This window comes from Hyphomicrobium sp. DY-1 (genome assembly GCF_047497105.1).
Classification (GTDB): domain Bacteria; phylum Pseudomonadota; class Alphaproteobacteria; order Rhizobiales; family Hyphomicrobiaceae; genus Hyphomicrobium_B.
In genome coordinates this window covers 1196644-1221505 of record NZ_CP134870.1, presented here as the reverse complement: position 1 = coordinate 1221505, position 24862 = coordinate 1196644, and the positions used below count along the sequence as shown (strand labels likewise).

General features: G+C 60.4%; 22 protein-coding genes. 16 read left to right on the top strand and 6 right to left on the bottom strand.

Annotation, left to right across the window (positions count from 1 at the left end):
• Positions 1-35: 35 nt before the first annotated feature.
• From RLW41_RS05810 to hisG, 4 genes are all read left to right on the top strand, one after another.
• Positions 36-1229 carry a GNAT family N-acetyltransferase gene (locus tag RLW41_RS05810; RefSeq protein WP_414463881.1) on the top strand — a complete coding sequence of 398 codons (1194 nt, stop codon included), beginning with the start codon at positions 36-38 and terminating at the stop codon, positions 1227-1229.
• Positions 1230-1356: 127 nt separating this feature from the next.
• A complete protein-coding gene (gene hisS, locus RLW41_RS05805) occupies positions 1357-2853 on the top strand; it encodes a histidine--tRNA ligase (protein ID WP_414463880.1) in 1497 nt (498 codons plus the stop codon).
• Between the two features lie 2 nt (positions 2854-2855).
• Positions 2856-4031 (top strand): ATP phosphoribosyltransferase regulatory subunit, encoded by a 1176-nt coding sequence (locus RLW41_RS05800; RefSeq protein ID WP_414463879.1) that lies wholly within the window; start codon positions 2856-2858, stop codon positions 4029-4031.
• Positions 4028-4750 (top strand): ATP phosphoribosyltransferase, encoded by a 723-nt coding sequence (hisG, locus tag RLW41_RS05795; RefSeq protein WP_414463878.1) that lies wholly within the window; start codon positions 4028-4030, stop codon positions 4748-4750. The genes RLW41_RS05800 and hisG overlap by 4 nt, the downstream gene beginning before the upstream one ends.
• 27 nt (positions 4751-4777) lie before the next feature.
• Here hisG and recQ read toward each other — a convergent pair whose 3' ends face one another.
• From recQ to RLW41_RS05780, 3 genes are all read right to left on the bottom strand, one after another.
• Complete coding sequence (gene recQ, locus RLW41_RS05790; protein WP_409560983.1) at positions 4778-6961, bottom strand: DNA helicase RecQ; 2184 nt, start codon at positions 6959-6961, stop codon at positions 4778-4780.
• Between the two features lie 322 nt (positions 6962-7283).
• On the bottom strand, positions 7284-7940 hold the full coding sequence (locus RLW41_RS05785) for a pyroglutamyl-peptidase I (RefSeq protein WP_414464668.1): 657 nt from the start codon (positions 7938-7940) through the stop codon (positions 7284-7286).
• 75 nt (positions 7941-8015) lie between these two features.
• Positions 8016-8417: a DUF983 domain-containing protein gene (locus RLW41_RS05780; protein ID WP_409560981.1), complete on the bottom strand. Its 402-nt coding sequence runs from the start codon at positions 8415-8417 to the stop codon at positions 8016-8018.
• Between the two features lie 254 nt (positions 8418-8671).
• On the opposite strand from RLW41_RS05780, the gene RLW41_RS05775 reads away from it, so the two are divergent.
• From RLW41_RS05775 to modC, 5 genes are all read left to right on the top strand, one after another.
• Positions 8672-10057: a PLP-dependent aminotransferase family protein gene (locus RLW41_RS05775; protein ID WP_414463877.1), complete on the top strand. Its 1386-nt coding sequence runs from the start codon at positions 8672-8674 to the stop codon at positions 10055-10057.
• 59 nt (positions 10058-10116) lie between these two features.
• Entirely contained in the window at positions 10117-11244 is a 1128-nt protein-coding gene (gene ada, locus RLW41_RS05770) for a bifunctional DNA-binding transcriptional regulator/O6-methylguanine-DNA methyltransferase Ada (protein ID WP_414463876.1), read from the top strand.
• A gap of 172 nt (positions 11245-11416) precedes the next feature.
• The gene (gene modA, locus RLW41_RS05765; RefSeq protein ID WP_414463875.1) at positions 11417-12226 is read left to right on the top strand and encodes a molybdate ABC transporter substrate-binding protein; all 810 of its coding nucleotides are present in this window, start codon (positions 11417-11419) and stop codon (positions 12224-12226) included.
• A gap of 39 nt (positions 12227-12265) precedes the next feature.
• Positions 12266-12964: a molybdate ABC transporter permease subunit gene (gene modB, locus RLW41_RS05760; protein WP_013949404.1), complete on the top strand. Its 699-nt coding sequence runs from the start codon at positions 12266-12268 to the stop codon at positions 12962-12964.
• Positions 12961-13647: a molybdenum ABC transporter ATP-binding protein gene (gene modC, locus RLW41_RS05755; RefSeq protein WP_414463874.1), complete on the top strand. Its 687-nt coding sequence runs from the start codon at positions 12961-12963 to the stop codon at positions 13645-13647. The genes modB and modC overlap by 4 nt, the downstream gene beginning before the upstream one ends.
• Before the next feature lie 7 nt (positions 13648-13654).
• On the opposite strand, the gene RLW41_RS05750 is transcribed toward modC, so the two are convergent.
• Positions 13655-14047 (bottom strand): winged helix-turn-helix domain-containing protein, encoded by a 393-nt coding sequence (locus RLW41_RS05750; RefSeq protein ID WP_013949402.1) that lies wholly within the window; start codon positions 14045-14047, stop codon positions 13655-13657.
• Positions 14048-14341: 294 nt separating this feature from the next.
• Between RLW41_RS05750 and RLW41_RS05745 the strand changes: the two genes are divergently transcribed.
• The 7 genes from RLW41_RS05745 (at position 14342) to RLW41_RS05715 (ending at position 22201) form a co-directional block, all read left to right on the top strand.
• Positions 14342-15496: an ABC transporter substrate-binding protein gene (locus RLW41_RS05745; RefSeq protein WP_414463873.1), complete on the top strand. Its 1155-nt coding sequence runs from the start codon at positions 14342-14344 to the stop codon at positions 15494-15496.
• A gap of 59 nt (positions 15497-15555) precedes the next feature.
• Complete coding sequence (locus RLW41_RS05740) at positions 15556-16566, top strand: ABC transporter ATP-binding protein (RefSeq protein WP_414463872.1); 1011 nt, start codon at positions 15556-15558, stop codon at positions 16564-16566.
• On the top strand, positions 16563-17498 hold the full coding sequence (locus RLW41_RS05735) for an ABC transporter permease (protein WP_409560974.1): 936 nt from the start codon (positions 16563-16565) through the stop codon (positions 17496-17498). The genes RLW41_RS05740 and RLW41_RS05735 overlap by 4 nt, the downstream gene beginning before the upstream one ends.
• Positions 17488-18306 (top strand): ABC transporter permease, encoded by an 819-nt coding sequence (locus RLW41_RS05730; protein WP_414463871.1) that lies wholly within the window; start codon positions 17488-17490, stop codon positions 18304-18306. Before RLW41_RS05735 ends, RLW41_RS05730 begins: the two co-directional genes overlap by 11 nt.
• Positions 18307-18337: 31 nt before the next feature.
• Positions 18338-19765, top strand: a complete 1428-nt coding sequence (locus tag RLW41_RS05725) for a gamma-aminobutyraldehyde dehydrogenase (protein ID WP_409560972.1) — start codon at positions 18338-18340, stop codon at positions 19763-19765.
• A 159-nt stretch (positions 19766-19924) separates the two neighbouring features.
• Positions 19925-20992, top strand: a complete 1068-nt coding sequence (locus RLW41_RS05720; protein ID WP_414463870.1) for a phosphotransferase enzyme family protein — start codon at positions 19925-19927, stop codon at positions 20990-20992.
• A 153-nt stretch (positions 20993-21145) separates the two neighbouring features.
• A complete protein-coding gene (locus RLW41_RS05715) occupies positions 21146-22201 on the top strand; it encodes an AraC family transcriptional regulator (RefSeq protein ID WP_409560970.1) in 1056 nt (351 codons plus the stop codon).
• Between the two features lie 48 nt (positions 22202-22249).
• Here the strand turns inward: RLW41_RS05715 and fabG are convergent, their stop codons facing one another.
• Both fabG and RLW41_RS05705 read right to left on the bottom strand, forming a co-directional pair.
• Positions 22250-23029 (bottom strand): 3-oxoacyl-ACP reductase FabG, encoded by a 780-nt coding sequence (fabG, locus tag RLW41_RS05710; protein WP_414463869.1) that lies wholly within the window; start codon positions 23027-23029, stop codon positions 22250-22252.
• Positions 23030-23126: 97 nt separating this feature from the next.
• On the bottom strand, positions 23127-24674 hold the full coding sequence (locus RLW41_RS05705; protein WP_414463868.1) for an APC family permease: 1548 nt from the start codon (positions 24672-24674) through the stop codon (positions 23127-23129).
• Between the last annotated feature and the right edge of the window lie 188 nt (positions 24675-24862).

The window sequence follows — 24862 nt, the reverse complement described above, 5'->3', positions numbered from 1 at the left end:
AGTATCCGCTCGCAACGCCAAGAGTGTAGTGCGTAATGGCGACGGCAGAAACGGGGAACGGCGCTTATCTGAGCGCCGGAGGGGAGCAGGCGCGGTCGGCGACGCCGGGCGAAATGCGCTTTGTTGCCGAAATTTTTGACGGTGCCAACGACGCGCTGGCAGCGCTCGAAGTCATTGAAGGCGGCCTCGTCGCAACGGGCTTTCAAACGCTCAACTGGCTTACCGTTTTCTATGACGAAGTCGCGCACGCGCACCGCGCCATGCCGCGTCTTGTTGTCGTAACCGACAGCGAAAGCGATCAGGTTGTTCTGGCTTTGCCGCTCGTTGTCGCGAAGGAAGGTCTGTTGCGCGTTGCGAGCCTCGCCGCTCTCGAAGCCGTGGGCCAAGGCGCGCCTCTTCTTGGGCCCGAGCCGTTGTCCGATCCCGACCGCATTCGCGATATTTGGCGAGCGTTGCGTGCCGCCATCCGCGATGTCGATCTTATCCGCCTCGAACGTATGCCCGCCGAGATCGGCGGTTGCCCGAACCCACTGATTGTTCTGTTCGGCAGTTCCACGTCACGTGCTTCGGCGCACCGCCTCGTCATAACGGGCAGCTTCGATGATTATCTGCAGGGGCTCGGCAAGAGGTACCGCAAGGACGTGGAGCGCTGCCATCGGCTCTGGCAGAGCGAGGATAACCCGCGCCTCTTTTGTGCTGAGACAGACGACGAAATCGCCCACGTCTTCGCGACAATGGAGGAGCAGCAGGCCGTCTGGCACGCGGCCCGCGGCACGAAGGATATCTTCGCTGAGAGATCCAATCGCGAATTTTTGGAGCGACTGGCCTTCGACGGCGCCGACGCCGGGGTGACGTCACTGTTTGCGCTCGAAGCGGGCGGCCGGATCGTCGCCACCCTGTTTGGCCTGACCCACGACGGCGTCTTTTCGCTGCTCTGCATTTCGACGGGCGGCGAACAGTGGAGCCATCTTTCGCCCGGACGCCTCATCGTTCTTGAAACGGTCAAGCATCTGTCGGCCCAGGGCGTCCGCTGCTTCGAACTGGGGGTTAACGCCAACCCTCTGAAGCATGGCTTCGGAACCGAGGAACTCCCCCTTTACGACCTCATCGTCGCCCAGGACCTCGCAGCCATGCCCAAAGCGCTCGCGCACGAGCTGGCCGTCCACCTTCGCGGCACTTCGCGCCTCACATCGGCTCTCAAACGGGCACTGCCACGCTTTCGGAGCTGATTTCTGGGCATTTCTGCCCGACTTTCCTCATGCCGGTCGATCCGATATAAGGCGGGCTCACACGCCGGACGCCCGCCAGGGTGTCTCGGCAACTTTTTTATTTGGCCCTGGTTCTCCGATCCTCGTCATGTCCAAAGCAAACATCAGCAAGCGTCCAAAAGCGCGCCTCGCGAAGGGTTTTCGCGATATCGAAGCGCCCGAGCTGAAGGCGCTCAATGACATGATCGCGAAAATCCGTGACGTCTACGAGCGCTATGGCTTCGAGGCGCTCGAAACGCCTGCGATCGAGTACACCGATGCGCTCGGCAAGTTTCTCCCCGACCAGGATCGCCCGAATGCAGGCGTCTTCTCGTTCCAGGACGAAGACGAGCAATGGATGAGCCTGCGCTATGATCTCACCGCGCCGCTCGCTCGTTATGTCGCCCAGAATTTCCAGACCCTGCCGAAGCCGTTCCGCCGCTATGCGTTCGGCAACGTCTATCGCAACGAGAAGCCCGGCCCCGGACGCTTTCGCCAGTTCATGCAGTTCGACGCCGATACGGTGGGAGCGAAAAGCGTCGCCGCCGATGCCGAACTCTGCATGCTCGCCGCCGATACGCTTGAAGCACTTGGACTGAAGGGCAAATACGTTATCAAGGTGAACAGCCGCAAGGTGCTCGACGGTATGTTGGAGACGGTCGGCGTTGATCTTGCCGACGACACGCGCCGCTTAGCAGTCCTCCGTTCACTTGATAAGCTCGATAAATTTTCTAAGGACGACGTCGCGCTTCTTTTAGGCCCTGGCCGCAAGGACGAATCCGGCGATTTCACCAAGGGCGCTGGACTAAAGAAAGAACAAATTGATGCGCTCTTGGATTTCGTGAGTCAGCCGGCTCTCGAACAGAACGGCCCTGGCCTTGCAGCAAAGCGCACAGGCGGATTCGAGCCGTCGCAGCTCTACATCGATGGATTGGCCGATCTCAGCGAACTCAAACGCTTCGTGGAGAAAGCCGGATATGAGGGCAAAATTCGAGTTCCCGATTACTCCGTCGTCCGCGGCCTTGAATATTACACCGGCCCGGTCTTCGAAGCCGAGCTGACGTTCGAGATCAAAGGCGACGACGGCAAACCCGTGCGCTTCGGTTCTGTTGGCGGCGGCGGTCGCTACGACGACCTCATCGCGCGCTTCACCGGCCAGCAAGTTGCTGCCACGGGCTTCTCCATTGGCGTGTCGCGCTTGCAGGCTGCGCTGTCGCTCATCAACGAGAGCAAGATCCAAGCGCTCGGCCCAGTGGTCGTTCTCGTCATGGATAAGGACGCCGACTCGGTGGCCGGTTATCAAAAAATGACGCAAGCGCTTCGCAACGCCGGCATCCGCGCCGAGATGTACCTCGGAAACGCAAAATCATTCGGCGACCAAATTAAATACGCCGACAAGCGCAACAGCCCGTGCGTTATCATTCAAGGTTCCGACGAACGCGCGAAGGGCGAGGTGACGATCAAGGATTTGATCGAAGGCGCGAAAGCCGCCGCCGCGATCAAGGACAACAAGGAATGGAAAGAGACGCGCCCGGCGCAGTTTTCCGTTTCCGAAAGTCGCCTCGTGCAGGAAGTTCACAACATCATCAAACGGCACCAGGAATAGCTATGGCCGCCGAGCCGGTCCAAAATCTCGAAGCATTGGCGTCGCAGGCGCAGACGATGATGTCGGTCTTCATCAAGGCCGGCTATGATGCCGTCTCGCCGCCGATCATCCAGCCCGCCGACGTCTTCCTCGACGTCATCGGCGAGAGCCTGCGCGCGCGAACGTACGTCTTCACCGATCAGGACGGCGCCGAGCTTTGTCTGCGGCCCGACATCACCGTGCCGACCTGCCGCCTACACTTGGAGCGCCATGCCGATCCGATGACGCCCGCGCGCTATTGCTACAACGGCCCAGCGTTCCGCTTTCAGCCGCAAGGCGCAACCGCCGCGCACCCGCGCGAGTTCCGCCAAGCCGGTATCGAGCGCTTCGGCGATAAGTCGCGCGAAGTGGCCGAAGCTGAGACAGTCGCGATCATCATCAAGGCCATCGAGAAGACGGGCTTCAAGGACTGGACGATGCGCCTCGGCGATCTGGGCCTGTTTTCGAGCGTGCTCGAAGCGGCTGGCCTGTCCCCGAACTGGAAAAAGCGTCTCGACGATGCGTTCCTGCGGCCGCTTTCGTTCCGTGAAGCCCTGAAAGGCTATGCGGCAAGCGTGCGACCGGCGTCTTCGAGTATCCCGGAAGAGGTTCTCTCCTCTCTTCGCCGTGACGACATGGAGGCAAGCGAAGCCGCGGTCGCCGTCTATCTCGAAGAAGAAGCCATCGAGCTGATCGGCACGCGCTCGCTCACCGACATCACGACGCACCTCATCGACATCGCCGAGGATCGCCAGGAAAAGCCGCTCGACACGCGAACCGTTGAGTTGATCGAGCGTTACATCAACGTCTCAGGTCCGGCGATCACCGCGGGCGAAAAGATTTCCGCGCTGATCAAGGAAGCGCCGAACGGTTCGGGCTACGCGCTCGAAACCTACGACCGCCGCCTGGCGCTGCTCGCCAATGCCGGTATCGACCTTGACCGTGTGACGTTCTCGGCCGAGTTCGGCCGCACACTCGCATATTATACCGGCCTCGTCTTCGAGGTGAACGCCGCGGAACTTGGCGCCAAAAGTCCGATCGCCGGAGGTGGTCGTTATGACGGTTTGATGCGCGCCGCGGGCTCGAACGAAGACATTCCGGCCGTCGGCGCGGCGGTTCATTCCGAGCGCTTGCTGGCAGTCCGGGGAGGCAAAGCATGAGCAAGCTGACGCTCGCTATCCCCTCAAAGGGCCGTCTGATGGAACAGACGACCGACATGTTCGCGCGAGCTGGTCTTGTCGTGCGCAAGGTCGGCCACGTTCGCGGCTATCGCGGCGAGATCGAAGGCCTTCCCGGCGTCGACGTCGCGTATGTGTCGTCGAGCGAAATCGCCGAAGCCTTGAAGTCCGGCAGCGTCCACCTCGGTATTACCGGCGAGGACTTGATCCGCGAGAACATCTCCGACGCCGCTACGCGCATTCGTTTCCTGCACAAGCTTGGCTTCGGTTTCGCTGACGTCGTCGTTGCAGTGCCGACGTGCTGGATCGATGTTTCGACCGTGGCCGAACTCGAAGAGATCGCCATTCCGTTTCGCCGCAAGCACGGCCGCTGGCCTCGCGTCGCGACGAAATACATCAACCTGACGCGCCGCTTCTTCGGCTCCAAGGGTTACGGTGATTATCGCATCATCGAAAGCGCCGGCGCGACCGAGGGAGCCCCGTCATCCGGCATGGCGGAGCTGATCGTCGACATAACGACGACGGGCGAAACGCTCCGCGCCAACGGTCTCAAGATTTTGGACGACGGCGTGATCCTGAAATCGCAAGCCAACCTGTTCGCGACGAACGCCGCGCCATGGACGCCGGAACTCGAAGCGCTTTGCGCTGAACTGACGGGCAAGCTGTCCGCCTCGATCCCGGAGAAAGCGACGGCCCGCTAACGCGCCTTCGCCGTACGGCAGCGAAGTTTACATGCTATCCGCGAGCAGGCATTTCAGGATGCCATAGTCGTACTGCCCGTCGAGCGCCGCGAATGCGGGACCAAGCTTGCCGCTATCACGGGTCTGACAACGCTCAAATGCCGCTTCGATTTCGTCGCGCTCCGCCGGCTCGAGCTTCAAGGCATCGTCCGCCGTGACGAGACCGGCTTCGATGGCTTCCGCCAGATGACCGTAAACCGTCGACACCTCGATCCCGCGATCCGCTGCGATCGCTTCGGCATCAAGCCCGCGCAGGTGCGCGGCAAGCGTGACATTCACCGTCGCCGACAAACGGTTGTTTAGTGCCGGATGCTTCTTGAATTGTGAGATCACCTCAAGAAACGCCGCGCCGTAGCGCGCGATCTTGCTGGCGCCGAGGCCCATGATGTCGTGCAGAGCGCTTTCCGTCGTCGGCCGCTTCTCAGATAACTCGATCAGCGTCTTGTCCTGCGCGACCACGTAAGGCGGCAGCTTCGCAGACGCCGCAAGTTTCTGGCGCATCGCGCGCAGTGCGTCGAACAGCGGCTGGTTTTCGCGCGCGACTTTGGGGCTCGCCGATGCCGAACGCTTCGACGATTTCGCGCTCTGCCGCGTCACGCGCAAAAGGAAACGCTCCTCGCCGCGCAGCAAAGGCCGCGACCGTTCGGTCAGCACGAGCGAACCGACGCCCTCTTCGTCGATCGAGAGATAGCCGAGCGCCGTGAGCTGCCGGTAAAGCCCTTTCCACGTTGCCTGCGGCACGTCCTTGCCGATGCCGTAAACAGAAAGTCGGTCATGGCCGTTACGGATGATCCGCTCATCGACGCCGCCGGTCAGAACGTCAACGAGATAGGTAACGCCGAAACGCTGCTCGGTGCGATAGACGGCGGAGAGCGCCTTCTGCGCCAACACCGTGCCATCTTCGGTGTGGGGAGGATTGAGACAGTTATCGCAGTTCCCGCACGGCTCCGAACGCGTCTCGCCGAAATAGGCAAGCAATGCTTGACGGCGGCAGCCCGGCATTTCCGCCAGCCCGATCAGCGCGTCGAGCTTCTGCCGCTGCACCTTCTTGAAGGCGTCCGAACCTTCAGATTGATTGATCCATTGCCGAAGCTGCACGATATCCTGGAAGCCGTAGGCCATCCAGGCATTCGCCGCTTCGCCGTCGCGCCCGGCACGGCCCGTCTCCTGATAGTAGGACTCGATCGACTTCGGCAGATTGAGATGCGCGACAAAGCGCACGTCCGGCTTGTCGATACCCATGCCGAACGCGATCGTGGCGACGATGATAAGCCCGTCTTCCGTCAGGAATTTCGACTGCGCCGCTGCCCGCAAGTGTGCATCGAGGCCCGCGTGATAGGCCAGCGCCTTGCGCCCCTTCGATGACAACCACGCAGCCGTCTCTTCCACCGACTTGCGCGACAGGCAGTAGACGATGCCCGCGTCCGTCGGATGCTCGCTCTCGATGAACTGCCACAGCCGCTCGCGCGAGCTGACGCTGCCGAGCTCGGCAATCGTGTAGCGAATGTTCGGCCGGTCGAAGCTCGCGATGAATGCTGCCGCGTTTTCGAGCGACAACTCCGAGATGATGTCCTGCCGCGTGCGCTCGTCCGCCGTCGCCGTCAGCGCCACCCGCGGCACGTTCGGAAAACGTTGCGCCAGGATTTTGAGCTGCCGGTACTCCGGCCGGAAGTCGTGTCCCCATTGCGAGACGCAGTGTGCCTCGTCGATGGCAAAAATCGCGATGTCGCTGCGTTCCAGCAGATTGAGCGTGCGCTCCTGCACGAGCCGTTCGGGAGCGACGTAGAGCAGGTCGAGCCCACCGGCAGCGAATTGCCGCTCGATCTGGTCTTGGGTTGCGCGATCCTGCGTCGAGTTGAGGAATGCCGCCTTCACCCCGAGATCGCGCAGGGCATCGACCTGATCCTGCATCAAGGCGATGAGCGGTGAGACGACAATGCCGGTGCCGGGTCGGACGAGGGCAGGGATTTGATAGCACAGCGACTTGCCGCCTCCGGTCGGCATCAGCGCCAGGCAATCGCCGCCGCTGAGGAGCGTCCGGATGATGTCGCTTTGGTGAGACCGGAAACCCTTGTAGCCGAAGACATTTTCAAGGGTCGCGCGAGCGGCCTCCATCTGGCTGTCCGTGGTTGGCGCAAGCGGAAGGGAAAGCGGCGCGGCGCGGGCCGGCATGCGAAAACCTTTGAACTGAACGATCGAAGCCGGAACGCTAATCTGATTCGAGGGCCGGGGTCTCCGCTCATGGTCCGTGCAACTCAAAAAGTCGTTGATTCTATTGAGGGCTTCCCTGATGCCGAAAGGTTGCGACTATTTAACCCTGCGTTCAGGATGAGTTCATGTTTTCCCGGCTATGTTGCTCCTCAAGCTGGTGTCGACACCTCCCCCCGTGCGCACCAGATGCTGCTGAGCCCGACCGAGCCCCAAGACATCCCCCCGTCTTCCCCGCTTGGTCGGGCCGCAGCCTAATCCTCACAGAAAATCAGAATCTTACGACCTATGCCGAAGCCGGTGTGGCGGCTGTTGCGTCCTTGGCGCCGAGGGCGATTCCGATAATGCCGAGCACTGTCGCCCCGGCCTCATCCATGGTGATTGCTCTGGCCGAACCAAGATCTGCGGGAATATGGACGAAGCCTACCGCTCCTGACCCGCGCGCTTCGGCGCTCGCGAGCGATTGATAGAGCACGGCATTGCAGAGATAGCCCCCGGCGTCGTCGGAAATCGTGCAGGTTTTGCCACGTGCCCGCAACGCGGCTGCAATCGCAACGTTATCGATGCTGGCGCGGCGTTCCGACGGTCCGCCGGCACACAGTGAGGTCGCGAGCGGTAGCAACCCCGCAGCATCGGGTGCCGCCCGGCACACATTTCCCGCGCATGTCTCAAGCCGAATGCTTGGCTCACCGGATGCCACACCGATATGCAGCGTCAGGCTCGGACGAAAGCGATCCTGTAACGTCGCGACGAGTTGAGGCGCGCGCCGCCATTCCGTCGGCAACACCGCGGCGACGAAATGAAATGCCGGAAATGCCCGGCGTGCAAGGCGAACGACAACCCTGACAACTTCTCCAGACACATTAACCGGGACACCCGGAAATGGGCCAAAACCCGTCAGCAGGACCGTCGGAGATAAAGCGAGCTCGTCGGAATTGGGCATCTGCCGACTATAGCGGCTGTCCGTTATCCCTTGAACGGCCGGGATCGCATGTCTCACGCCTCACCGACCGGCGTCTCACGGCGTCTTCGGAGGCTCCTTGCTGAACACTAGCCGGCCCTCCTCAGCTTTGTTGAAGTACTGGCTCGCGATGAGCCATCCCTTGAGAGGCCGCAGTGGCGGAATGCACGTCAGCAGGATCAACGGCAGGCTGGTGACGAGATGCACCCAGTACGGAGGGGAATGCGCGACCTCCAGCCAGACCGCGAACAAGGCGCTCGGAATACAGGCGAAGCACATTACGAAAAACGCCGGTCCATCGGCCGGATCGGCAAATGACAGGTCCAGTCCGCACACAGGGCAGGCCTTCTTGAGCGTCAGGAATCCGTCGAAAATCTTGCCCTTGCCGCAGCGCGGGCAAAGGCCCCACAGCCCCGTTTTCGTTGGGGGAAGTTCCGGCCATTGATGTTCCGCACACATGATAACAATCCTTTTTTAGTCAGTTTCAGACCACGTGCACACATAATGTATGGCTTATGGGCAGGACATTATAGCTATTGTATGGCTCAGCGTCATTTGGTCTAAAAGGCTTCAAAACACGACAAGATACGAGTAAATAGCTACTTTCGTCAGACTCGGAAGTCAACGGTGGCGAAACTGTATGATTTGCACTTCCGTGTATTTGCCATGCATGATAGAAACATGTATGGCTTCTGTATTCAAGGATATCGGAAATGTCTTGGAAACCTTGGCTGGTTGAAGGTAGCCAGCTCAAATACCGCGGCATTGTCGAAGCCATCGAGGCGGACCTGAAGGAAGGGCACATTCAGCCCGGCGATCGGCTGCCGCCGCAAAGGACGATCGCCGAGGTGCTGGGGGTCGACCTCACGACGGTTACGCGTGCGTTCAACGAGGCGCGGCGGCGTGGACTTGTGGAAGCCAATGCCGGACGCGGGACGTTTATTCGCCGCCGCATTGATGATGGCCGCATGTTGGGTCTCGGATCACCGCCTGCCGTCGATCTCAGCATGAATATTCCCCCACAGCCGACAAGTGCGAATCTCAAGCGCCTGATTCCGGAGACCGTCGCCAATCTCCTCTCCGAAGAACATGGCATGCTCCACCTGCACTATCAGGAGAGCACCGGCAGCGACACCGATCGCGCCGCGGCGGCAACATGGCTTGGGCGTCGCATCAATCAGGTTCGGCCATCGTCGATCGTGTTGGCGAGTGGCGCCCAGAGCGCGCTCTTCGCCATTTGCGAATGCGTGCTCGCTCCAGGCGATACGATTGCCGCCGGCTGCGTCACCTATCCTGGGCTGAAGGCAGTCGCACAGCAGCGCGGGTTTGTTTTGTATCCGCTGGCAATGGATGACAAAGGTATCGTTCCGCAGTCGTTCGAGGCCTGCTGCCTGAAACGACCGCCGAAGGCGCTCTATGTCATCCCGTCCATCGACAACCCGACGACGGCAACCCTTCCCGAAGAACGCCGCCGCGAGATCGTCGCCATCGCCCGACGCTACGGCGTGACGATCATTGAAGACGATCCTTATTCGGTACTGCAGTTCGAGCCGCTGGCACCGCTCGCGGCTTTGGCGCCGGAGTTGACATGGCATATTGCGACCTTGTCCAAGTGCGCAACACCGGCGCTGCGTATCGCCTACGTCGTTGCGCCCGGCGCAGCCCAGGCGATGCGGCTGGCGGGCGTCATCCGCGCCGTCAACCTGATGGTGCCGCCGATCAATGCCGCTGTCGCGTCGCGTTGGATTTCGACAGGCATCGTCGACGATCTGACTGTTGCCATTCGCGATGAAAATATCGCCCGCCAGCGTTTGGCAAAAACAGTCCTCGGCGACGCCAATATCGCAGCTGACCGCTGCGGCCATCACATCTGGCTGAAAATGCCGGTGCATTGGCGGGCTGCGGATTTCGCCGATCACGCAGGCCGATCAGGAATTTCTGTTGTCCCGAGTTCCGCTTTTGCGACGGGCGCCGAAGAACCTGAAGCGCTGCGGCTCTCGCTCGGCGTCGCAACGGACCGCGAGTCGCTGGTCGAAGCGCTAAAGCAGGTCGCGACCATCATTTCGCAACCGGCAGTCGCCGTAAAGGCGATCGTCTGAAATTTGAAAGCAAGGTTCGGGGTGTATTGAAATGGGCCTCGCGCTACGATGCGCTTACCATGACATCCCGAACCGCAATGGCCCGCAAAGATAAAGCTCCACATAAATCCGCTGAGGCGGCCGACCCGAATGCAGAGCGCTGGGCCGCCATCATTGCCCGTGATAGATCCGCCGACGGAGCGTTTTTCTTTTCCGTCAAGTCGACGGGCGTCTATTGCCGGCCGTCATGCCCATCGCGTCGCGCTAAGCGCGAGAACGTGGCGTTTCATGCAACGCCGGCGGCCGCCGAAGCCGCAGGCTTTCGCCCCTGCAAGCGTTGTCGTCCCGATGAGATATCGCTGGTTGCGCGTCGTGCCGAAATCATCGCTGCTGCATGCCGTGCGCTGGAGGACGGCAGCGATGTTCCGAACCTCGACGAACTGGCGAAGGTAAGCGGTCTCAGCCGGTTTCACTTCCATCGGATCTTCAAGGAGATCGTCGGCGTGACACCGAAAGAGTATGCTATCGCGCATCGCCGCAAAGCTGTTCGCAAGGAATTGCAGAGGAGCACGTCCGTGACAGAAGCAATTTACAATGCTGGCTTCAATTCGAGCGCTCGTTTTTATGCGAACGCTTCCGAGTCGCTTGGCATGTCACCGAAAACGTACCGTCGCGGCGGCAAAAACGAGGTGCTGACGTTTGCCTATGGACGCAGCTCTCTGGGAGATATTCTGGTCGCCGCAAGCGCCAAGGGAATAGCCGCCATTCTGATCGGCGACGATCGCGAGCAACTGATCGCAGACCTTGAAACTATTTTTCCCCACGCCGAACGCGTTGCCGGAGATCGCCAGTTCGAAAAAATCGTCTCGGATGTCGTCGGTCTGGTCGAGCATCCGCAACAGCCGGTTGACCTGCCGCTCGATATTCGCGGCACGGCATTTCAGCAGCGCGTCTGGAAGGCGCTCCGGGACATACCCCTCGGCGCAACTGCCACGTACACGGAAATTGCTGACCGGGTCGGCCGTCCCAAAGCTGTCCGGGCCGTCGCGAGGGCCTGCGCAACCAACCCGTTGGCGATCGCCGTTCCCTGCCACCGCGTCGTTCGTGCCGACGGCAGCCTGGCTGGTTACCGCTGGGGCGTGGAGCGTAAAAGCATGTTGATCGCGCGCGAAGCGGGTAGCGCCAAAAAGCCAAAGCCGCGCGGTTAATGGCGCACCGAAGGTCGATTGAACCTCATGTGTCGCGTATCCCGGCGACGGCCTTTAGGCGTCGAAGTTTGAACTAAGTCTGGATTATGCTTCCAAACGACCCGTTGCAAACGCTCACGTCCTAGATATCCTTGCGACTATATCGCAATTGATCATCAGGGTGGGTCTGGAAATGCTCGCGGCGTCGATCCTGTCACGTCTATCTCTGCGTATGGCCCTTGCCGGCCTCATGTTGGTTTCAACCCTTTGGGCCGACGCCCAGGCGCAAAAGACCGATACGTCAACCATCACTATCTTCGCCGCAGCCAGTCTGAGGAACGCGCTCAACGACGCCGTCAAGGCCTATGAGAAGAGCACCGGCAACAAGATCGTCATCTCTTACGCGGGTTCATCCGCGCTCGCTAAGCAGATCGAGCAGGGGGCACCTGCCGACATCTTCATTTCGGCCGATCTCGACTGGATGGATTACGTCCAGAAAAAAGATCTGATCAAGACCGACACGCGCTTCAACCTGCTTGGCAACCGCCTTGTCCTGATTGCTCCGAAAGACAGCACGGTCTCATTGAAGATCGCGAAGGATTTCCCGCTCGCCGCGACCCTGGGCGACAATCACATCGCGATGGCGAACGTCAAATCGGTGCCGGCCGGCAAGTATGGCCATGCCGCACTTGAAAAGCTGGGCGTCTGGAAGGATGTCGAACCCAAAGTCGCGCAAGCCGATAATGTCCGCGCCGCCTTGGCGCTCGTTGCGCAGGGCGAAGCACCACTCGGTATCGTCTACGAAACGGACGCTGCTGCGGAGCCCAAGGTTAAGATCGTCGACGCGTTCCCCGCCGACACGCATCCGCCGATCATCTATCCCATTGCGATCATCGCCGCATCGAAGAATGCCGACGCCGATACGGCGTTCGTCAACTATCTGAAGACGCCAGAAGCACACGCCTTCTTCACGAAGCAAGGCTTCACCGTTCTCACCAAATAGCGAAACGATCTGCGGAATTGCGAACGAAAGGCAGGCAGGGTGCTAGGATTTTCCCCCGACGAATGGACGGCCATTCTGCTTAGCCTGCGCGTCGCAACGGTCGGCACGCTTGTCGGACTGCCGATCGCGCTTTTTCTGGCCTACGTTCTCGCGAGGTGGCGGTTTCCAGGGAAGGTCATTCTTGACGGGTTCCTCCACTTGCCGCTCGTCCTGCCGCCCGTCGTTACCGGCTATTTTCTGCTGCTGACGTTCGGCCGCCAGGGGCCGGTGGGCAGGGAGCTCTATGACCTCTTCGGCATCACTTTTTCTTTCCGGTGGACCGGCGCCGCGCTCGCATGTGGCGTCATGGGCTTTCCGCTGATGCTGCGCGCGATAAGGCTGTCTTTTGAAGCCATCGACCGCCGCCTCGAAACAGCGGCGTCCACGCTCGGCGCCAATGCCTGGTGGACCTTCACACTTGTGACGCTGCCGTTGGCGCTGCCCGGAATCCTGGTCGGCGCCATTCTCTGTTTCGCGAAGGCGCTCGGCGAATTCGGTGCGACGATCACCTTCGTTTCCAACATCCCAGGCGAAACACAAACGATACCCTCGGCCATTTACACCTATACGCAGGTGCCGGGCGGCGACTATCAGGCTCTCCGGCTGGCGGCGGTCTCGATTTTCATCGCGATGGTCGCGTTGATCGTGTCCGAAATGCTGAACCGCCGCATCCAGAAGCGGATTGCCGTATTCGAATGACGAGCATGGAGCCGGCACTCAGCGTCTGGGCATTTCAAAAGCGAAACGGTTTTACCCTCGACATCGCCTTCGAGAGCAACTGTCCGCTGACGGCGCTCTTTGGGCCGTCCGGCTCGGGCAAGACGTCGGTCTTGAATATGATCGCTGGCGTTCACCGGCCTGCCAAAGGCCGCATCGTTGTTTCTGGTCACGTGCTGACCGATATCGAAGCCGGCATCTTCGTGCCGAGCCATCGCCGCCGCGTCGGGCTGGTCTTTCAGGACGCCCAGCTTTTCCCGCATCTCACCGTCCGGCAGAACATCAAGTTCGGGCAATGTTTCAGGCGGAGCGAAGGCAACGCTTTGCCCGAAGACGCGATTATCGCCGTGCTTGGTATCGGCCACCTTTTGAAGCGCCGACCTGCAACGCTTTCGGGCGGCGAGAAGCATCGTGTGGCTATGGCGCGGGCGCTTTTGTCCTCGCCGCGCATTCTGCTGATGGACGAACCCTTGTCGGGCCTCGACGACGCGCGACGCATGGAAATCATGACCCTGATCGAGCGCGTCCGCGATGAATTTAAGGTGCCGATCGTTTTTGTGACGCATAACACCGACGAGGTGCGCCGACTGGCGTCGCGCGTCATTAAGATCGCAGATGGCCGAGTAGTCGCCGTAGGCACGCCTGCCGAGGTATTGAGCCGTTAGCTCGCGATCACGTCCGCGCTGGCTGCGATCCTTTTTTCGGCGGCTTGGCTGCTGGCTTTTCGACTTCCGCCAGATGTTTCTCCATCGCCGAGAGCGGTTTCGCAAAGACGGTCAACGCTCTGGCTTCCATTTCCCGGTATTGCCGGACCAGCTCGGCGCCGAACGGGGTGAGCTTCGCGGCCCCGCCGCCCTTGCCGCCATGCTGACGCTCGATCAGCGGGTCGGCAAACATCGAATTGAACGCGTCCATCAAATACCAGGCGCGCTTGTATGACATGTCCATGGCCTTTGCCGCCTTGGCGATGGAGCCGTGCTGGCCGATCAGCTCCAAGAGCTGAATCCGCCCATGACCGATGTAGCGGTCGTCGTCGAAGTCGATCCGGATCTTAATGACTGTCATTTCGCACCGTGTCGTATTTTCGGAGAGGCGCTGAAGCTCGCCGGTCTTTCATCGTTTGGCCAATCCGGCAGGAAGCATGTTCCGTTAAGAGCGCATTGGCGCATTCTACGTGACAACCAATTGCGACCACAGGACATTTTCGCATCTGCTCAGCAAACGAGTCGCTTCAGGCCTCTCTGGCGTGTCCGAAAATCCTGAACTAACATCCCTTCCGGTATAACCCGGCGAAGAGGTTTGGGCGGCTCTTGGTGCCCGCCGCTTCGTCGCGGCGTGCAATCGGAGGAGTAAGCACACATGACGCCCACCCGGAAGACACTAGTAGCATCGTCAGCGATTCTTTTGTTGGGCAGCTTCTCCGCTTGGGGCGAGCCTTTGAAGTCCATCGGACCGGGCGAGGGCGAGGTCGATATCGTCGCTTGGCCCGGCTACATCGAGCGTGGTGAGTCCGATAAGAACTACGATTGGGTCACGGGCTTCGAAAAGGAAACGGGCTGCAAGGTCAACGTGAAGACCGCAGCGACGTCCGATGAAATGGTCACCCTGATGAACCAGGGCGGCTTCGATCTCGTCACGGCATCGGGCGACGCTTCACTTCGCCTCGTCGCGGGCAAGAAAGTCCAGCCGATCAACATCGACCTGATCCCGAGCTGGAAGACCATCGATCCGCGCCTTCAGAATGCGCCATGGCACACCGTCGACGGCGTCCATTACGGCGTCCCGTACCAATGGGGCCCGAACGTCCTCGCCTACAACACGACAGTCTTTAAGGAGCCGCCGAAGAGCTGGTCGGTCGTGTTCGAAGAGCAGACGCTGCCGGATGGCAAGAGCAACAAAGGCCGCGTTCAGGCCTATGACGGCCCGATCTATATCGCCGATGCTGCGCTCTTCCTCAGCAAGAAGAAGCCCGAGCTTGGCATCAAGAACCCATACGAGCTGAATAAGGAGCAGTACGCCGCAGCCATTGCGCTGTTGCAGTCGCAGCGCGCCTTGATCGGCCGCTATTGGCACGATGCCACCGTCCAGGTCGATGACTTCAAGAACGAAGGCGTCGTTGCCTCGTCGTCGTGGCCGTATCAGGTCAACCTTCTCCAGGCTGACAAAAAGCCGATCGCCTCGACGATCCCGGACGAGGGCGCAACGGGTTGGGCCGATACCACGATGATGCACGTGAACGCGGCTCACCCGAACTGCGCCTACAAGTGGATGGAACACTCGCTGAACCCCAAGCTGCAAGGCGATCTCGCCTCTTGGTTCGGATCGGTCCCGACGGTTCCTGCTGCCTGCAAAGGCAATGCACTTTTGGGAGACAAGGGTTGCGAAACGAACGGGTCTGAGAACTTTGAGAAAATCTGGTTCTGGCGTACTCCGACGGCCAAGTGTGAAAAGGAAAGCTCTTGCGTCCCCTATTCTCAGTGGGCGAAAGATTTCATCGCGATCCTTGGCAAGTAAAGGTCACGTGGCCTGCGGTCGGCTGCTCGTCAGCCGGCCGCAAGGTCCAAAAGAGTTTCATGTCTCCAGCAGTCCGCTTCCAAAACGTATCGCGTCGCTTTGGCTCCGTGCGGGCCGTTGACGACGTCTCGCTCGACATTGAGCCGGGCGAATTCTTCGCGCTCCTGGGCCCATCGGGCTCCGGCAAGACGACGTGCCTCCGGCTGATCGCCGGATTTGAGCAGCCTGACGACGGCCACATCGAAATTTTCGGCGAAACCGCTGAGGGTGTTCCCCCCTATCGGCGCAATGTCAACACCGTCTTTCAGGACTACGCACTTTTCCCGCACATGACCGTCGGCGAGAACGTCGCCTATGGCCTGATGATCAAGGGCGTTGCGAAAGCCGAGCGCGAGGCGAAAGCCAAGGATGCGCTCGCCCTCGTCAAGCTCGCAGGCTACGAGACGCGCCGCACGGCACAGCTTTCCGGTGGTCAGCGTCAGCGCGTCGCTCTGGCCCGCGCCCTCGTGAACGGCCCGAAGGTCCTGCTGCTCGACGAACCGCTCGGCGCGCTCGACCTGAAACTGCGCGAGCAGATGCAGGAAGAGTTGAAATCCCTGCAGACGAGCCTCGGCATCACGTTCGTCTTTGTCACGCACGACCAGGGCGAGGCTCTTTCTATGGCGAACCGCGTCGCGATCTTCAACGAAGGCAAGATTGTTCAGGTTGGAACGCCGTCCGACGTCTATGAGCGTCCGACAACCCGTTTCGTCGCCGATTTCGTTGGATCTTCGAACGTGCTGCCGCCAGAATTCGCGATCGCTCATGGCGGCACGGCGTCCTGGACGAGCCTCCGTCCCGAACGGATCGACGTCGTACCGGAAAGCGCCACCGTCGCTGCCGACTATGCCTCCGCTAGGGGCACGGTCAGTGCCGTCAGCTATCAAGGTGCAGTGACCCGCGTCACTGTCGTCACCGAGAAACTACCGCTGATCGCCACGATCCCGGCAGGCACATCGCTCCATAAAGACGAGCGCGTCATGCTCGTGTGGCCGAAATCCGCAATGGTCGCGATGGGAGATGGCGCGTGACGATTGCGGCAGAAAGACCGCGCGGGATCGCAGGCGCTATATCGGACGTCTTCTTCGCCCGCCCGCAACTGTTGACGTTCCTGCTGCTGGCGCCGCCGTTGCTCTGGATCGGCATCGTCTACGTCGGCTCGCTATTTGCGCTTCTTCTGCAGAGCTTCTATTCGCTCGACGACTTCTCCGGTCTCGTGATCCACGAGTTTACGCTCTCGACCTACGAGCAGCTTTTCGATGGTTCCAACGTCCAAATCATCTTGCGCACCGTGACAATGGCGGCTCTGGTCACGATCGCGAGTGCGTTTATCGCTTTTCCGATCGCCTATTACGCTGCCCGTTACGCGCGCGGTTGGATGAAGGCGCTCTTCTATCTGGCGGTGATGATGCCGCTGTGGTCGAGCTATCTGGTCAAGGTCTACGCCTGGAAGCTCATTCTGGCGAAGGAGGGTGTCATCACCTGGTTTGCCGGGATTTTGCATCTCAATTGGCTGCTCGATGGCATTTTGGCGTTGCCTGTCATTGGCGGCCCGTCGCTATCGTTTAGTTATCTCGGCACGTTTCTGGTGTTCGTCTACATCTGGCTGCCGTACATGATCCTGCCGACCCAAGCTGCGCTCGAACGCGTTCCGACGAATTTCATCGAAGCATCGGCCGATTTGGGTGCCGAGCCCGGACAGACCTTTCGCACGGTGATCTTTCCGCTGGCGCTGCCGGGCATCGTCGCAGGCTCGATCTTCACGTTTTCGCTGACGCTCGGCGACTACATCATTCCGCAGATCGTCGGCAATTCGCGCCTGATGATCGGCCAGGCGGTCTATACACTTCAAGGCACGGCCGGAAATATCCCGCTGGCAGCGGCCTTCACCGTCGTGCCGATGGTGATCATGGCCTTCTATCTCTGGATGGCAAAGCGCATGGGGGCCTTCGATGTCCTCTAACGGCAAGACGAAATCGCCGGTTGGTTTGCGCATCTCCGCGACTGCCGGATTGCTGTTCCTGCATCTGCCGCTCTTCTTCATTTTCCTCTACGCCTTCACGACCGAGGAAAAGAGTTTCGAATTTCCGCCGCCGGGGCTGACGACCAAATGGTTCGGCGTCGCCTGGAATTCGCGGCCCGATATCTGGCCGCCGCTTTACCTGTCGCTGCAAGTCGCAGCGATTGCGACCATTCTCGCGCTGATCTTCGGCACGCTCGCTGCGGCAGCGCTCTCTCGCGCGAAGTTCTTTGGCCGCGAAACGATCTCGCTGCTGTTCGTTTTGCCGATTGCGCTGCCCGGCATCATCACCGGTATCGCGCTGCGCTCGGCCTTCGACATCATGAGCATACCGTTCTCGGTCTGGACAATTATGCTCGGCCACGCCACGTTCTGCATCGTCGTCGTCTATAACAATGCCGTTGCACGCTTCCGGCGACTGTCCGGCAATCTTGTCGAGGCATCGATGGACCTCGGCGCCGACGGCTTCCAGACGTTCCGCTATGTCATCCTGCCGCAAATCGGCACCGCCCTGCTCGCAGGCGGCATGCTCGCATTCGCGCTATCGTTCGACGAGGTCATCGTCACCACGTTCACGGCCGGACAACAGACGACATTGCCAATCTGGATGCTGTCCGAACTGATCCGTCCGCGGCAACGGCCGGTGACGAACGTCGTCGCCGTCTTCGTCTTTCTCGTAACGCTATTGCCCATTCTCGCGGCCTACTACCTGACGCGGGAAGGCGAACACACTGGCGGCTCCTCGAAGTAACGAGGCGCCCGAGCGACCATTGGAGGAAACCATGCTCGAAACCAATATGCTGATCGGTTCGGACTTCGTCGCCGGCACTGACGCTCCGGAACCGATCGTCAACCCGAAGACGGAAGAGGTCATCACCAATCTTCCAGACGCGTCCGTCGCGCAAGTGGATGCGGCCGTCAGCGCTGCCGAAAAGGCCTTCAAGACCTGGTCGCAGACGACGCCCGCCGAACGCTCGACCCTGCTCTTGAAGCTCGCCGATGCGGTCGAAAAGGAATCGGAAGCCTTCGCAGCGCTCGAAGCGCTGAATACCGGCAAGCCGCGCATCCGCGTCCTGCAGGATGAAATGCCCGCGATCGTAGATTGCTTCCGCTATTTCGCCGCCGCCGTCCGCAATATGCACGGCCCTGTTGCGGGCGAATACCTCGCCGGTCACACCTCGATGATCCGTCGCGATCCGGTCGGCGTCGTCGGTTCGATCGCGCCGTGGAACTACCCGCTGATGATGGCGGCTTGGAAGCTCGGCCCGGCGCTCGCAGGCGGCAATACCATCGTGCTGAAGCCCTCCGAGCAGACACCGCTGACGCTGCTGAAACTCGGCAAGCTCATCGCCGACATCTTCCCCGAAGGCGTCGTCAATATCGTTGTCGGCAAGGGCGCAACCACCGGTTCGGCGCTCATCAACCATCCGAAGGTTGCGATGGTTTCGCTGACCGGCAGCATCGGGACCGGCCAGAAAGTGCTTCAGGCCGCAGTCTCAAACATCAAGCGCACACATCTCGAACTCGGCGGCAAGGCACCGGTCATCGTGTTCGACGATGCCGACATTGCTTCCGTTGTCGAAGGCGTGAAGATCTTCGGCTTTTACAATGCCGGTCAGGATTGCACCGCTGCTTGCCGCATCTACGCCGGTAAGAAGGTCTACGACAATCTCGTCGCCGACCTCGCCAGCGCCGTTAGCAGCCTGAAGTTCAATCAGCCGAATGACGACGACAACGATCTCGGCCCGCTGATCTCATCGGCTCAGAAAGGCCGCGTGCAGGGCTTCGTCGAGCGTGCGTCGCAGTTGAACCATGTCAGCGTTGCGGCTGGCGGCAAGGCGCCAACGGGCAAAGGCTTCTTCTTCGAGCCGACGCTTATTGCCGGTGCGCAGCAGGAAGACGAAATCGTGCGCAAGGAAGTCTTCGGCCCGGTTGTTTCAGTCACGCCGTTCGACGACGCCGACGAAGCCATCGCCTGGGCGAACGACAGCGACTACGGCCTCGCATCGTCGGTCTGGACGTCGGATATCGGCAAGGGCATGAAGGTCGCCTCCCGCCTTCAATACGGCTGCACCTGGGTCAACACCCACTTCATGCTTTGCAGCGAGATGCCTCACGGCGGCCTCAAGATGTCGGGCTACGGCAAAGATCTCTCGATGTACGCGCTTGAGGATTACACCGTGCCGCGTCACGTGATGGTGAAGCTCTGATACCGTAAATATTGCGCGGCAGCACGATGCGCTGCCCTGTCAACTGCGGCGGCGAAGAGGTCAAGTCCTCTTTGCCGTCGCTTCATAGTGTGGTCTCAACGGAAATTGGTGTGGTCGACGAGTCGGATCGCACGGGAACACACGGGATTTCGAACCACAATGAAGGGTTCCGACGAACTAACCCACGAAGACCTGCTGCAACGCCTCCAACACGTGGCAGAACGTTCGGTAAAGCGGTTCGGCCTGCCCGCCGGCGTCCCCGTCAAACTCATCAACGTATCCGAAAACGCGACGTACAAGGTCGAAGACAGCACCGGCCGCAAGTGGGCGCTGCGCGTCCACCGCGAGGGATATCATTCGCGCACGGCGATTGCGTCGGAACTGGCCTGGCTTGCATCGCTGCGCGAAACCGGCGGCGTTGCGACGCCGGTGCCTGTCCGCGGCCTTGACGGTGAATACATCCAGACCGTCGCAGGCGAGGGCCTGCCCAATCCGCGCAATGTGGTGCTCTTCGATTGGGAAAATGGTGCCGAGCCCGAACGCACGGACGTCGCGGGATTTGAGCTTTTGGGCGAGACGGCCGCGCGCATGCACGCCCACGTCCGCAAATGGCGCCGCCCTGTCTGGTTCGAACGACATTCTTGGGATTTCGAGACCAGTCTCGGCAGCCGCCCGCATTGGGGCTATTGGAAAAACGGCATGGGCATGACGGCGGAGGCGATGGAAGCCTTCACCGAAACGGTCGCCCTGATCGAGCAGCGCCTTGAAGCATTCGGCAAGTCGCCAGACCGCTTCAACTTGGTCCACGGCGACATGCGCTTGGCCAACCTCCTGATGGACGGCAGCACCGTCAAGGTGATCGATTTCGACGACTGCGGCTTTTCTTGGCTGCTTTACGATTGCGCGACCACGGTCTCTTTCTTCGAACATACGCCGGAAGTTCCCGAGCTTCTGCAAGCCTGGGTGCGGGGATACCGCCGTATCGGGACCTTGAGCGCTGAGGAAGAGAACGAAATCGCGACGTTCGTAATGTTGCGCCGCCTGCTGCTCGTCGCCTGGATCGGTTCGCACTCGGAGACAGAGTTGGCGCAGTCTATGGGAGTCGACTACACGCGCGAGTCGATACCGCTTTGCGAAAAATATCTCTCAGCGTACGGCCGGCCCAACGTCAGCACGGTTGCGGCGCCAGTCCCCAAAAAAGGCGTTCTTGGTCGCCTGTTCGGCTGATTGCTGCAGCGCAATTGTGCAGTTGCTAGTATTGAATGCCGAATAATTCAGCGTGCGCGCCGGTTGACCACGCGGTGGCATCTGATAGCCTTTTTCTCTTCGAGATAGGCATCTTCTCATCAGGAACCGATGGGAACCGGTATTGGCGATATAATGGCGTCGGACGCCGGCAGCGCGATTGGCAGAGGTGCCGATCCCTCGGTTCTTGCGTCCGCCGCAACCGGCATCGTCAAGTTCATCGAACGCCAGCGCGGCGACGTCGATCGCATTTTCGGCAATGCCGGCATCTCGCCGGAAATGGCCGGATCGCCGACGCTTCAGCTCAGCCTCAGTTCCTATTGCCGCCTGTTTGAGGAAAGTGCGCGTATCACGCGCAACGATAACTTCGGACTGTGGTTCGGCCACGCTTTTGATCCGCGCGATCTCGGTCTCTGGGGCTACGCCTCGTTGTCGGCGCCGACGGTAGGCGCGGCGCTCGAAACTCTCGTCGGTCTCTTTCCGCTGCACCAGCAGTCGTCCTCGATGGCGCTCAAGATGTCGCCTGAAGGCCTGATGCGGCTGGAATACCGGGTGGATGCTCCTCAAATTGTCGAGCGCCGCCAGGACGCCGAGCTGTCGCTCGGTATGTTCCTGAATTTCATTCGCGAGGCGATGGGCCAGAGCTGGGCGCCAGAAGAGGTTCATTTCGAGCATCCCAAGCCCGAACAATGGCGCGAGCACGAACGCGCTTTCGCGGCGCCTGCTTTCTTCGCCCAGCCGACAAACGCCATCGTCTTCCGCCCGCAGATCCTAAGGCATATCATGCCGGCCGCCGATCCGCGGCTGATGTCGGCGATGAAGCTTTGTCTCGAACGGCTTTCTGAACGTCAGGACGTCCGCTTCAGCGTGACCGATCGCGTTCGCAGCGCCGTCCGCGCCAAGCTGCCTGAAGGGTTTCCGCCGATTGAAGGCGTCGCTGCCGAGTTGCGATTGCCGCTCTCGACCATCCAACGCGAACTTCATTACGACGGTTTGAGCTACAGCACGCTGGTCGAGAACACGCGCCGCGATCTAGCGCTGTCTTATGTGCGCCAGCGCCAGCTGTCGTTTTCAGAAATCGCTTTTCTGGTGGGATATTCCGAGCTTTCCGCTTTCAGCCGTGCGGTCCGCCGCTGGACGGGGCTGTCGCCGCGAGCGCTGCGTGCCGAGGTTCTCCGTAACCACGGGTGACCTTCGACGACGTGGCGCTCGCGGCGCATGATCTATGCCTGCATCATCTTAGGCTTGCGCTAGCGCGTCCATGCTCTCGGGCAGGATTTGGCCGCCATCGACGATGATCGTCTGTCCGGTGATGTAAGCGGCCTCCTTCGAGGCGAGGAACAATGCCGCATAGCCGATGTCTTCCACCGTGCCGAGCTTGTTGAGCGGGATCGACGCTGCCATCGACTTCTCATAGTCGGGTCCGAGTGCAGCCAGGCCTTCCGTCTTGATGTTGCCCGGTAGAACCGCGTTGACGGTGATGCCGTATTTCGCGAACTCGAGGCAGGCCGTGCGCATGAAGCCGAGCTGACCGGCTTTCGTTGCACCGTAGTGCGCCCAGCCCGGAAAGCCGGTGATCGGCCCGGTGATCGACGACGTGATAACGATCCGCCCCTGGTCCGATTTCTTGAGGTACGGCAGGCACGCCTTGATGGGCAGGAACGTGCCCTTGAGGTTCGTCGAGGAAACGAAATCCCAGTCTTCCGGCGACAGGTCCTCGATCTTTGTCTGCGGGAAGATGCCGGCATTAGCGCAAAGAATGTCGATGCCGCCGTGAGCGCTGGCAGCCGCTTCAGCGAGCATCTGCATGTCGCCCATGCTGGTGATGTCGGCCGCGAAGCCTTTGGCCGTCCCGCCGGCCTGGCGGAATTCCTCGGCGGTCGCCTCCGCCTCGTCGAGATGGCGGGACACAACCAAGACTTTGCCGCCGTTCTTCGCGAACACGCTAGCGATGCCTTTGCCGATTCCTTTGCTGGCACCGGTCACGATGACGGATTTGCCTGCGATAGATGTGAGCATTGGGCTTGCTCCCCTTTTTCGTGCGGTTATGTGATGAAAAGGCGGGCGCCGGTTTCAGCGTCCGCCTTCTGGGTTTTGTTTTATATGAGCGTATAGGCTAATCGTTCAGAACCATGCGGCCGATGCGGGCGTGGGCGGCAGGCGAGATCACCCGTAGCGCCAGACCCCAGACCAGACCGACGCCAAGAATGATGAAGGCGATCAGCGGAATGCGGCTGCCGAAGCCGCCCGTCCCGCCGAAGGTCTCGAGGTTCACGACCAGCAGGTACACAAGGTAGACCTGCGAAAGGAACGCGATGGCGGGTGCAATCAGGCCGGCGAAGACATTGACTTCACCTGGATGGTTGGCCCGGAAGTACACGATGATCGCAATCGAAACGACAGCCTGCAGGATGAGCAAGAGCATCGTGCCGAGAACGGCGAGCATCGTGTAGACGCCGAGATAGGCCTGGGCGTTCGGGTCATTGGTTCCCGTGAAGTAAGCGAACAAGATGATCCACAGGGCGGCAAGCAGCGTCTGGACGACGGATGCCACGTGCGGGCTCTTGTGCGTCGGATGCGTCTTGCCGAGAACGCCCGGCAGCACGCCCTCACGGCCGAGTGAATACATGTAGCGAGAGGCCGTGTTGTGGAACGCCATGCTGCAAGCGAAAGAGCTGGTCAGGATCAGAAGAGCCATCGCTTCGTTGGCCCACTGTCCGACAAACTCCGTCAGCGGCGACAGGAAGAAGTTGCCCGAGTCGCCAACCGCTTTCGCCAGCATGTCGCCCTCGGTCGGATAGGCCGCGATCGCGCACCAGCTCGTGATGATGTAGAAAATGCCGAGACCGATAACGGAATAGTACAGCGACCGCGGGATGATATGCTTTGGATTGACCGATTCTTCCGCGTAGTTCGGCGCCATCTCGAAGCCGACCCACGACCAGAACGCCATGAATACGCCGACCGCCGCCGCGCCGGACGCGATATCGACCGTGCCGACTTTCTGTGCTGCTACCGGGGTCATGACGTGGAGAAGGTTGAGTGATTCAAGATTAAACGCGCCGGGGCCTTTTGCGACGAACACGCCGACGTCGAAGATCGTCAGCATGATGACTTCAAACACCAGGGCCGCTCCCAAGACCTTCACCGACAGCTGCACGTCCTGATAGGAGAGGATCGAGGTCAAAACGACGACGAAAAGCGCGAGATAGAGCCACGGCACGTTGATGCCGAAATGCGTTTGAAGCCACGAGTTGCCGAAGAAGGCGAACAAGCCGGTAAGGGAGGCTTCGAAAACGCTGTATGACGCCAACGAGGCAATGCCTGCCGCCATGCCGACGTCGCGCCCCAGGCCCATGCTGATGAAGGAATAAAAGCCGCCAACCGACGAAACCTTGCTGGCCATCGCGGCGTATCCGACCGAGAAGATGGTGAGCACGATCGTGGCGAGCAAGAACGCCGCCGGAACGTAGATGCCGTTGCCGAAGCCCGCTGCGAACGGCACGTTGCCGAGCATGGCGGATTCGGGTGCAGCGCCGGTCACCGTCAAGAATAACACGCCAATCAAGCCGATGGCCTTGGCGTGCAACTTGTCGACCGACCCATCCTTACTTACATCGAAGCTCTCTGTGGCTTCGAGAGTACTGGTGTTTGGTGATGTCACGTTGGCTACTCCCCCTGGGTTGTGGTCAGCCGAACATCCAGGATCTGTTCGGCGCGATATTAAATCGTACACGTACTATCCGGCGGTGATTCACGGCGGATCGCCATGCATCAGGTATTCCAGGCAGTGCGCACATAGTCGACGAGCGTATATGTGCGGCGCAGTGCAAGGTTTGACATTGCGCTGTC

What these genes read in the sequence shown, in the direction of transcription:
- modC (WP_414463874.1), top strand. Translation starts at nt 12,961, where the DNA reads ATGACGAGCATGGAGCCGGCACTCAGCGTCTGGGCATTTCAAAAGCGA.
- RLW41_RS05785 (WP_414464668.1), bottom strand. Translation starts at nt 7,940, where the DNA reads ATGCCCAATTCCGACGAGCTCGCTTTATCTCCGACGGTCCTGCTGACG.
- modA (WP_414463875.1), top strand. Translation starts at nt 11,417, where the DNA reads ATGCTCGCGGCGTCGATCCTGTCACGTCTATCTCTGCGTATGGCCCTT.
- hisG (WP_414463878.1), top strand. Translation starts at nt 4,028, where the DNA reads ATGAGCAAGCTGACGCTCGCTATCCCCTCAAAGGGCCGTCTGATGGAA.
- hisS (WP_414463880.1), top strand. Translation starts at nt 1,357, where the DNA reads ATGTCCAAAGCAAACATCAGCAAGCGTCCAAAAGCGCGCCTCGCGAAG.
- RLW41_RS05800 (WP_414463879.1), top strand. Translation starts at nt 2,856, where the DNA reads ATGGCCGCCGAGCCGGTCCAAAATCTCGAAGCATTGGCGTCGCAGGCG.
- RLW41_RS05745 (WP_414463873.1), top strand. Translation starts at nt 14,342, where the DNA reads ATGACGCCCACCCGGAAGACACTAGTAGCATCGTCAGCGATTCTTTTG.
- fabG (WP_414463869.1), bottom strand. Translation starts at nt 23,029, where the DNA reads ATGCTCACATCTATCGCAGGCAAATCCGTCATCGTGACCGGTGCCAGC.
- RLW41_RS05740 (WP_414463872.1), top strand. Translation starts at nt 15,556, where the DNA reads ATGTCTCCAGCAGTCCGCTTCCAAAACGTATCGCGTCGCTTTGGCTCC.
- RLW41_RS05730 (WP_414463871.1), top strand. Translation starts at nt 17,488, where the DNA reads ATGTCCTCTAACGGCAAGACGAAATCGCCGGTTGGTTTGCGCATCTCC.
- RLW41_RS05750 (WP_013949402.1), bottom strand. Translation starts at nt 14,047, where the DNA reads ATGACAGTCATTAAGATCCGGATCGACTTCGACGACGACCGCTACATC.
- RLW41_RS05775 (WP_414463877.1), top strand. Translation starts at nt 8,672, where the DNA reads ATGTCTTGGAAACCTTGGCTGGTTGAAGGTAGCCAGCTCAAATACCGC.
- recQ (WP_409560983.1), bottom strand. Translation starts at nt 6,961, where the DNA reads ATGCCGGCCCGCGCCGCGCCGCTTTCCCTTCCGCTTGCGCCAACCACG.
- RLW41_RS05720 (WP_414463870.1), top strand. Translation starts at nt 19,925, where the DNA reads ATGAAGGGTTCCGACGAACTAACCCACGAAGACCTGCTGCAACGCCTC.
- RLW41_RS05780 (WP_409560981.1), bottom strand. Translation starts at nt 8,417, where the DNA reads ATGTGTGCGGAACATCAATGGCCGGAACTTCCCCCAACGAAAACGGGG.
- RLW41_RS05715 (WP_409560970.1), top strand. Translation starts at nt 21,146, where the DNA reads ATGGCGTCGGACGCCGGCAGCGCGATTGGCAGAGGTGCCGATCCCTCG.
- RLW41_RS05810 (WP_414463881.1), top strand. Translation starts at nt 36, where the DNA reads ATGGCGACGGCAGAAACGGGGAACGGCGCTTATCTGAGCGCCGGAGGG.
- ada (WP_414463876.1), top strand. Translation starts at nt 10,117, where the DNA reads ATGACATCCCGAACCGCAATGGCCCGCAAAGATAAAGCTCCACATAAA.
- RLW41_RS05725 (WP_409560972.1), top strand. Translation starts at nt 18,338, where the DNA reads ATGCTCGAAACCAATATGCTGATCGGTTCGGACTTCGTCGCCGGCACT.